Source organism: Rhodococcus sp. EPR-134 (genome assembly GCF_001647205.1).
Taxonomy (GTDB): domain Bacteria; phylum Actinomycetota; class Actinomycetes; order Mycobacteriales; family Mycobacteriaceae; genus Rhodococcus_F; species Rhodococcus_F qingshengii.
Window position 1 is genome coordinate 1 of the sequence record NZ_LVCT01000364.1, and the last position, 9,113, is coordinate 9,113.

The window sequence follows — 9,113 nt, forward strand, 5'->3', positions numbered from 1 at the left end:
GGTGCCGAGTTGATCCTCGGCGGTTTTGGCGCGTTCGCGGAGGTTTTTGTTCTCGGAGCGGAGCTTGCGGACGTGCGCGAGGTCGGCGCCGCTTTCTTCACGTTCGACGTCGTTGTCCGGCGTCTCTGTGACTGGTGGATCGGCTAGGTCTGCGGGTGTGGTGGTCTGCGGTTCTGGTGCTGCAGGTGTAGTCATGCTTCGGGTGCTCCTGTGTCAGTGAGTCCGTAGGGAGGGGTCAGTTGTCGAGGGTCGGCCAAGTGCGTTCCCGTACGCCGCTGGTGACGTACCGGACGGTGGTGTCGAGTTCGTCGGGTAGTTCGTATCCCAGGTGGGTCAACAGGGTTCGTTCTGCTGGCGTCGCCGGCCTCGTCCACGGCGACCCACCGCTCACCGCTTTCGAGGTTTCATGGTCACCTGCTTGGGTGGCGTCCTCGGCAATGCGGAGGCCGCGAGGCAGGTGGTCGAATGTGAGTAGCCCTCGTGGGTCCGGCTGCGGGAGTTGGTTTCCGATGCTCTCGCTCATAGCTCAGCCGAGGTTCTTCTCGATGGCGGTCTGCTTGTGCGCGATCGCTTGGTCTCGCAGCCGTGCCGAGGTCAGTGGGTGCCGAAGATAGGGCTTGAGGAGTTCCGCGGCCCCGATGAGGAGGTTCTGATACCGCTCGGGATTGTCGGACAGTTCGAGCCAGCCGGGGCGGGCGTGGGCATCCTCGGCGTAATAGTCGGCCAGCCATTCTGCGAGCTTGGCCATTTCGAGGTCGTTCGGCAGGTACTTGTCGAGCAGTTCGGGCTTCTCGGGCAGATCGGACCATTCGGAAGGGTAGGTGGAATCTTCGCTGTCGTGCATGATGTTCTCCTTCAATCGGGGTAGTGATTCAACGATGTCGACCAGTACGTCAGCGAGTCCGAGCGCTTCGGTTTTGCTGAGCTGGTAGGTGACCCCGCCCATGTCGATGTCTATGCGGGACCTTTTCACGTAGGCCCGCACTCGTGGGGCGCCAACTGGGGTGGGCTGGATTCTCATCAACTGTCCTTTCTGTGGGCTGGGCACAGGGCGCTCGGATGGTGCGTCAAGTGCGGGCATTCAGGGTGAGTGCACTGGATTGGACGTGTGTAGTTGGCCATAATCCGGCCTTTCGGTGGGGTGCGGTGAGTGCATCAGGGCACTCGGTCAGATGCGGGCAGCGACCGCACAGCCCGCGTGCGTAGTTCTTGTCATCGTCAGTCGCCTTGTGATCTGCGATGCTGTCGAACAGATCCCAATGCGTTCGGCACTTCGCCTCGGGAAGGTTGGGCCGATTCTCGAGGATCTCCGCGAGTAGAGACAGGGTTCCGGGTTCCTTCCGTGAACCGGACCGGCGTCTCGGCGTTGCTTCGGAGACTGAACCCTGCTCTGCCATCAAGCACCCCGCTCGACGACGGCCGGGGCGACGGACCATTCAGTCGCTATGGACTGCCCCCGCTTGTCCACGTCAGCGCGGACACTGGCCGACTTAACGGTGTCTCGCCCGTACCCAGCTGCGAGGCCCGCGGCGTACACATCAGCAGCCTTCACCCATCCGCCGGTCGATCGCAGCCAGCCGGTCAGCCATTCCTCCGCCGAGACGATCGTGTTCTGACCACCGGCGCCGAGATTCCATACCGTCACCGATCCTTTGCGGGCGGCGACCGAGATCAGTGAGGAACTCTTGGCGGCTTGGCGGAGGTTGTCCAGCTTGTAGCCAGCAGCCTTTCCCGCTTCGTAGACCTCTAACGATTCGACCGTGTTCTCGCCGCCATCGAGGATCTTGGAGACGTGCGCGTCTATCCACTGACGCGCTGTCATCGTCGTCGGCGGAGTCGGGTCGGCAACGGCGTGCAGAGGACTCTTGGAGGTCGCTGAATCTGCGGTTTCATCGGCATGAATACTCTCTTCCGAGTTCAGCGCTGAACTCTGGTTCAGCGTCTCTGACCTGCTGATATAGGTGCTGAACTCTGGTTCAGCGCTGAACTCTGCGGTAGCGGCATGAGTCGTATCAGCAGATGCTTGTATTTGGTCACGGTGACCAAGTTGGTCACCGTCGCTGACCTGCGGAAACGGGGGGTGACCGGGTTGGTCACGGTGACCAACAATCCGGAACCTGATTCCGCGTTCTTTTCCCGGAACCTGCTCGATCATTCCTTCGTGTTCTAGTTCCGCGACGGCCTGATCGAAGAGGTCACGCTTGTCTCGTTTCCCCAGCCGCCGACGTAGTTCGCTGCTCGACTGTTCCCCGTCTCTGTCGAGCATCTTGGTGACACTGTTTCTGACCCGATCGAGCAGCCGCTGGTCATAAACTTCATCTCCCGCAGCACGTGCGAGAGCGCGGTCCCGAACCTTCTGGCGGGCCACCTTCTTGGATTCCGCCACCACCCAATCGCGAGTTCGGTTCGACACCTCCATCACCACCCCCGACAGTTGCCAATCGAGTTCAGAAACGACGATCCGGTGATGCAGAATCGCGAGGCACGCTGCAACCTTCAACCGAGTAAGCATGGCGTGTCCGTCGAGCGCATCTTCCTGGCCACGCTGCCGTGCAATGTGCGCCCCGATGATCATCTCGGTGATCTCGGGCGGGCCGTAGCCGATCTCGATAACACCGTCGGCGTCCGGTCGCCAGAACGGCAGACGCGAATTCAGTGGCTCGGGGTCCGGAGTGACGTCGGAGGGCATATCGGGATCAGTGGTGAGGAACCACAGGAACCGCTGCGGTGTTCCACCCGTCGTGTCATTGAACAGCACCCCCGTATGGGCAGGCTGCGCGCCGACGCTCATGCACAGCCTGTAGGTGTGCGCAGGGACGATACGGGTGGTTGCCTCGCTGGAGTTCGCCTGCCCGAGTTGTTCACCCATCGCTGCCGACTTCAGCTGTGCCAACAAGATCGAGCCTTGCCGTGACGCGATGCCGGCAAGGGTGTCGATCTCCGGCACGTTGATGATCGCCTTGGTGATCGGTTCGACGCCTTCCTTTTTCGGTGGCACGAATGTCGCTGCGATACCCTCACCCGATCCGATCGGGCGCTCGACGATGGGCGCCGGCCATGCGAGACGCGCTACCTTGTCCGAGATTCCCTTACCGCCGCCGGATGGAGCGACGAACGCGCACAACAAGTTCAGTGATGCGCGTCCGCCGATGACACCAGGCAACTGGACTTCGGGTCCGGTGGTAGCGGCGACACGGAGTAGGACGCCACCGAAGACGGCCCACTCGGCTGCGTAGCGAGCTCGAGCCCACTGTCGGATGGTCTGGAGTTCGGTTGTGGCGTTGAAGAACTCGTCGCTGCTCATCCGACCCTCCTTCCAGCGGTGCGCTGAGCCGATCTCAGACATGTTTCGAACTCTCCCTCGGTCAAACCTGTGGACAGTGCTGCATCGCGGATCTCAGGCACAACCGAACTGCTCCCACGTTCGAGAGCACGGCACAAAGCCCAGAACGTGATCTGATTTCTGCCACCACCGACAGCCTCGGCAACCTTGCGCACCAAGCCATCCGAGCGCCGTTCCGGATTCACGGTGACCGGTGACGGCTTGTAGACGGGTGGGGTCACAAGAGGGAGCAGCTCTTGTGGCAACGGGGCGATCGGAAGGTCACGTTCGATCCGGTACAGCTTCCCGGTCTCAGGATGGGTCGACCCGGGGGCAACGGTGTAGCCGGTACGCCACGATTTCAGGTCAATTCCAGGGTGTCGATCAAGTTTGCCGCGAATCTTCCCGTCGTACCGGAACGCCATATGCCTACCGCCCGAGCCTGTTCTGACGATGAGCGTCTCTGGTAACTGCTGGAAACCAACGGATTTGAAAACTTCTTCAAGATTTCCGCCGTTGCGGGGGTCTTCGTCAAGCCAGATGACGCCGGCGATGATCAACCCCCAATTGCATCCCGGATACTTGCGGGCGAGCCTGTTGAGGGCGTCTCGGTCGCGGGTGGCGTTGTGGAACCCGCCGCCGAGAAACGCTTTTTTGCCTTCGATCGGGAACAGCGCTGCCGTGAATTCGATCAGCATCCTGATCGCCTCTGGGTGCACCATCGGAATACCTCGTTTCGTGGAAGTGGAGGGCGCCCAGGCAGATGATCGTGATGTTCTCGACGATCAACAGGAAGGTGAGCGCGAAAGTTGTTGTGGTCACAGCGACTCCCGGTAGTCGGCCGATGTACGGATCTCGGACTCATTGCGGGCGAGAAGCTTGCACCGGCTGGCGATGGCCCGGTAGTCGGACACGATCTCGTTCACTACTTCCGCGAACGTCTCCACGTAATCCGGCAGGATCGTCAGGTCGACGAACATCTCTCCGCCGTCCTGATCCGAGCAGTCGATCTCGATGCGCGGGAGGTCGGTAAAGAACTCCTCGCCGTCATGCCCGTCGTATCGAAGTATCTGAGCTTTGAAGGGAGCACGTTCAACTTGGGCCAAAATGGTGCTCTCGCCGCCATTTTCGTCCAGCTTTGCCGAGACTTGTTCACTTGTCGGCGCATTCACGATGATCGTCATTTCGGGGCCTGCCCGTCTTCGATCATCTGGAATGCGGCGACGGTGAGGTCCAGGTATGCCCGATACATCTCGGTCAGCGTGTCGATCAGGGCCGGCACTTCGGAGGGATGGATAGAACTGCTCCCCTCGCCTTTACTGAACTCGACCTCCCACTCGGACGGACGAGCGATACCCTCATCATCGAGGGCATCGAAGCGGCTGAGCTCGACATCAACGCTCGTGTGTGGCGCAACTTTTCCGATAGTCATCACGGCTACGACGGTGTGGACGCTCTCACCTGAGGGCACACCCGCGAGAACCTCGGCAACGGTAGGGATAATTGGTAAACTCATGACAGATCTCCTGCTTTCGTAAGGGTTGTTGGGGTTCTGGACGGCATCGGCCAAATTGGGAATGCAACTCCCCCGGCCGGTGTCGTTTTTTCGTTGGCACCTCATTAAGCGACACCGCCGCGAACCCCGTTGGATTCCTGGGCTACGAGCCATTCCTGCAGCTTGGAGAGCTTGTAGACCACTCTCGACTTCCCCTGTACATGCGACTCGGGACCAATGCCCTTAGCGCGGTAGTAGCGAAGTGTGCTGACTGGGATGCCTGTCTTCTCGCTGACCTGCTTGGTCGTGAGGTACCGCTCCATCTCAAAGGCGACGTCCGCGTGAGTGCGACTCGCTGCCGTGGTGGGAAGGCTCATTGTCTCTTCTCCTGAATTAGCAACCTGCCGATTTGGAGGTGCTAAATACGTTGTACACCGTTGGCTAGCCACGATGCAAGCCAAAATGTAAAGTTGCTGAAATGGCGGCGATGGAAACGGCAGAGCAGAGGTTCGGCGAACGCGTCAAATGGGAGCGGGAGCGGCGCAAGTGGTCACAGGCGGACCTTGCTCGGCGAGTTACAGATGCTGGAGTCGCGATGCATCCGACGACCATCACGAAAATTGAAGCACGAGACTCGTTGCGGCCAAGATCAATTCGTCTTGACGAAGCAGATGCCCTGGCTCGCGTATTCGAGAAATCGATCGATCAACTTCTGGGAACCTCCCATGCGATAGACCGCCATGCCCTTAATGAGGAATTGGCTGCAAGTGCTGCCATAGTCCTGCGTCGGCTCAAGGGTGACCTCTCCAGCCTCCGCAGGATGTCCCTTAAGGTTTCAAAGGAACTCAAGAGTTCACCGGAATTCAAGGCTGCCAATCGAGGCGCGAATGAAAAGGTGCGCATAACCAACGAAGACTTCATCGCGCTACCAATTGACGTGAAACGGATGGGAGTGGCGTTAGCGCGCCTGATTGACCTGCGCTCCAGTGGTGATGTTCTGATCAAAGAACTTGAAACCCTTGCGAGCCTCACCGAGCTCAGCGACGCTGACTTGCTACTTGAAGCATGGCGCACAAAAAATGATGACTCCGAAGCGTAACCGGCGCGCCGGCGTCGAGGATTTATGGCGAGATCTCAAGAAACCTCGTCCCCTACTTGACGGCGACGGCAATCAACTAATCAATGACGATGGGACGCCGCAAACGACGCTACGGCCCAAACTGTATGGCATCGGAAAGCGCTGGCGTGCAAGGTATGTCGATGATGACAGCCGAGAGCGAACGCAACGATTTGACCGCAAAGTTGATGCCCAGAAGTGGCTCGATGACATCGTTGCGAGTCAGGTCACCGGCAATTACATCGACCCTGTGCGCGGCCAGATCACTTTCGGCAGCTTCTATGCCGAGTGGGCGCCCCGGCAAGTCTGGGTGCATCACACGCGTCGCGAGAATGACCGTCTCGACAGGACTGTTCCGTTCCGAGATGTAGCTATGTCCGATTTGCGGGCTAGCCACTTCGAGACGTGGGTCAAGGCAATGCAGGATCAACCCTTGGCGCCGTCGACCATCAAGTCTCGAATGATGAACGTGCGCGCAATTCTGAAGGCAGCGATACGCGACAAAGCTCTGGCCGTCGATCCGAGCCAAGGGGTAAAACTTCCGCGTACACGGCGCGCTGAAGCGGCGATGAGCATTCCGACCAGCGAGCAGGTGGGCCAGCTCATCTCAAATGCCGAAGATCGGTTCATGCTTTTCATCGCACTGTGCGCGTTCTCTGGCGCACGCTCGGGTGAGACGTCAGCCTTTCAGGTCGGGGACTTCGACTTCCTCCGCCGGGAGATTCACGTCGAACGCCAGGTGCAGCGAATCCGTAGCGGTGTTGTGGAGATCCGCCCACCCAAGTACGGCAGCGAGCGCACAGTCGCTGCACCCAAAGAACTGATTGACATGGTGGCCGAGCACATCCGCCTTCATGTTCCGGGTGACGATCCGAAACGCTGGATCTTCGAGGGCCTTAACGGGAACCCAATGGAGCACAACATGGTCGGCGGGCGCTGGCGTAAAGCTAGGGCCGCGGCAGGCGTTACGGAGGTCAAGCTGCACTCGCTACGGCACTACTTCGCGTCAGGCCTGATTGCGGCCGGCTGTGATGTAGTGACCGTCCAACGAGCACTCGGGCACTCGTCTGCGTCGGTCACGCTCGATACCTACAGCCACCTGTGGCCGAAGGCAGAGGACCGTACCCGCAAGGCCGCCAGCGGACTCTTCGACGAGGCGCTCGGAGCTACTGCGTACTCTCTGCGTACCGAAGGGAACATTTAGGCTGTTGACCTGGTATTCCAGGCGTTGACCACGATGGTGTGGAGCCAACTACGCACCGCCGCGTCGCCGCGGAACTTCGCCGCCTTGCGATGCGCGGACAGCAGACCCTCCTGGAGCGCGTCGGCCGCGTCCTCGTCCGAGTAGCTCGTACGCCGGGCAACGTGCCATAGATGATCCTGATGCCTGGTCAGTAGTTCACGGAACGCATGCCGATCGCCCTCGACATGAGCAGTCAACAATTCGAAATCCGTCGCCTCGAGATTATTGTTCTCGAAACTTCTGGATTCGAATTTTCCGGCTCCGCCCCCGGTGCCCCCCCGATAACTGTGCACGGGCGGATATTAGCCCAGTCGGTAGGTTTCAGAAGGGCCAAGGGCGATCACTTTGCCGCAGTGAATGCAATCTCCGAGATGGATGTCTGGTTTTGTCCGGATTCGGTGCTGAGCTGGGTAATCCAAACCAGGACATACTGACCCGAGCCGTCCGACGTGACTGGAATGTCGGTCACGCCGTTCTTCAGGACACCCGATCCGATTTCCTTGGTCTGATCCAGCGAAGTATTCGCAGAAGGGGCAGAACGGATTTCAACGACGGTTCCCGGCGAATCAGACGTGATCGCAACGTTCTTCAGGTTGGCGGCATCGGCAAGCGTCACCATCAGGCCGACACCGTTCTTCAGCGATGGGAACGGCTGGAAGTACGAATCCGACGACCATGCGGTGGCCGGATTGCCGTCGATGGCGTTCTTCGCTGTTGCCGGCTGATCCGGCGTTCCCTGGGGTGAGAACACCGTTACGGCCGAGGAAGCTACCGGAACGGTTGCTGCCGCCGGTGCGGGCGCCGGTGAATTGTTCTCGGGCGCAGTGGCTTCGGTGGTCAGTCCGAAACTCTGCTCGCTGAGCGGGGTGTCGTTACTGCCACCCGAGAGGAAGCTCGCTACCCACACCACAAGGAGAATCAGGACGATCACGGTGAAGACACCGAGCGCCGTCAGTGCCGCGAGCATCCGCGTCGACTTCTTCTTCTCGGCCTCGATGGCTTCGGGGTCGTTCAGTGCATGACCCGACGCACCCTGTTCGCGGTGGCCGAGACGAAGTGCCGGAATCATTTCCGTCTTGTCGTTGACGACGGACGCCTGATCGAGGATGTGCTGCACGGTGGCAGCAGTGCGGATTCCACTCTCCGACTGCAACGCTCGAACCGCAACGGCCGAGATGTCGAACGGAACCTCCGGACGGACGACCCGAGGCTCGACGATGTTCCCGTCGGCGCCGCGGCCGGCGGGAAGCAAACCACCGACGGGACCGGCGGACGGTTCGGCCAGCGGCCAGCGCGCCGTGATGAGCGAGTACAGCATGGCGCCGAGACCGCGGACGTCGCTGGTGGAATCGGCGTCGGCAAGCGTCGCCGGGAACGCCAGTACGGCGTCACCGTTGATGCTGATGCGAACGCGGTCCGGGTGGTCGATGGACAGCGCACCGCCGGTGCGGTGAGCAGCTTCGGCAGCCGCCGCGAGGGCGCGAATGGCGCGGGCTGCACCGATCGGCGACGGCGTCGTCTCGGCCATCTCACGCAGCGAACGGCCGGGAGTCCATTCGGCGACGACGATGCCGCCCGAGCTTCCGCGGACGACGTCGAGGACGCGAGCCAGACCGGGCGAGTTGATTCGTCCCAGGCGCAGAGTGCGTGAGAGAACTGCCTGCGGTCCGGACTGGCTGTCGTCGTCACCGCGCTGATCGGCGTCGACGAACGTCAGGGCTACTTCACGGTCGAGCTTGACGTCGAGAGCTTCCCAGAACTGCAGTCCGCGGGTTCCGCCGTGCGGCGCGAGCAGACGGTAGCGTCCGCCGGCGACAGAGGCGCCGGGGATGAGCTTCGGTCCACGTGGCATCGGTCGCTGGGCCGGTCGTGATGCGGATCCGGCGGCAGGTGTGCGAGGTGCAGCGGGCGGTGGTGTCTGAGCGGCAGCCGTCTT

General features: G+C 60.8%; 9 protein-coding genes and 3 pseudogenes. 2 read left to right on the forward strand and 10 right to left on the reverse strand.

The window, feature by feature from the left end; all coding sequences use genetic code 11:
• From A2J01_RS35830 to A2J01_RS16440, 8 genes and pseudogenes are all read right to left on the reverse strand, one after another.
• Nucleotides 1–195, reverse strand: a pseudogene (locus A2J01_RS35830) (hypothetical protein); the annotation flags it as partial.
• 40 nt (nt 196–235) lie between these two features.
• A complete protein-coding gene (locus A2J01_RS16405; RefSeq protein ID WP_064113111.1) occupies nt 236–523 on the reverse strand; it encodes a hypothetical protein in 288 nt (95 codons plus the stop codon).
• A gap of 3 nt (nt 524–526) precedes the next feature.
• Nucleotides 527–1,021 carry a hypothetical protein gene (locus A2J01_RS16410; RefSeq protein ID WP_156519294.1) on the reverse strand — a complete coding sequence of 165 codons (495 nt, stop codon included), beginning with the start codon at nt 1,019–1,021 and terminating at the stop codon, nt 527–529.
• Nucleotides 1,022–1,396: 375 nt separating this feature from the next.
• Complete coding sequence (locus A2J01_RS16420) at nt 1,397–3,304, reverse strand: hypothetical protein (protein WP_156519295.1); 1,908 nt, start codon at nt 3,302–3,304, stop codon at nt 1,397–1,399.
• Complete coding sequence (locus A2J01_RS16425; RefSeq protein ID WP_082900886.1) at nt 3,301–4,044, reverse strand: bifunctional DNA primase/polymerase; 744 nt, start codon at nt 4,042–4,044, stop codon at nt 3,301–3,303. The genes A2J01_RS16420 and A2J01_RS16425 overlap by 4 nt, the downstream gene beginning before the upstream one ends.
• A 96-nt stretch (nt 4,045–4,140) precedes the next feature.
• On the reverse strand, nt 4,141–4,506 hold the full coding sequence (locus A2J01_RS16430; RefSeq protein ID WP_030535768.1) for a hypothetical protein: 366 nt from the start codon (nt 4,504–4,506) through the stop codon (nt 4,141–4,143).
• Entirely contained in the window at nt 4,503–4,838 is a 336-nt protein-coding gene (locus A2J01_RS16435) for a hypothetical protein (RefSeq protein ID WP_030535769.1), read from the reverse strand. Before A2J01_RS16435 ends, A2J01_RS16430 begins: the two co-directional genes overlap by 4 nt.
• 104 nt (nt 4,839–4,942) lie before the next feature.
• Complete coding sequence (locus A2J01_RS16440; protein WP_231915804.1) at nt 4,943–5,194, reverse strand: helix-turn-helix transcriptional regulator; 252 nt, start codon at nt 5,192–5,194, stop codon at nt 4,943–4,945.
• A gap of 101 nt (nt 5,195–5,295) precedes the next feature.
• Between A2J01_RS16440 and A2J01_RS16445 the strand changes: the two genes are divergently transcribed.
• Together A2J01_RS16445 and A2J01_RS16450 are read left to right on the forward strand one after the other, a co-directional pair.
• Nucleotides 5,296–5,916, forward strand: a complete 621-nt coding sequence (locus A2J01_RS16445) for a helix-turn-helix domain-containing protein (RefSeq protein WP_064113117.1) — start codon at nt 5,296–5,298, stop codon at nt 5,914–5,916.
• Complete coding sequence (locus A2J01_RS16450; RefSeq protein ID WP_231915805.1) at nt 5,897–7,138, forward strand: tyrosine-type recombinase/integrase; 1,242 nt, start codon at nt 5,897–5,899, stop codon at nt 7,136–7,138. Before A2J01_RS16445 ends, A2J01_RS16450 begins: the two co-directional genes overlap by 20 nt.
• Nucleotides 7,139–7,158: 20 nt before the next feature.
• Here A2J01_RS16450 and A2J01_RS36880 read toward each other — a convergent pair.
• Nucleotides 7,159–7,377, reverse strand: a pseudogene (locus A2J01_RS36880) (sigma factor); the annotation flags it as partial.
• Nucleotides 7,378–7,517: 140 nt separating this feature from the next.
• Nucleotides 7,518–9,113, reverse strand: a pseudogene (locus A2J01_RS16460) (peptidoglycan biosynthesis protein MviN); the annotation flags it as partial.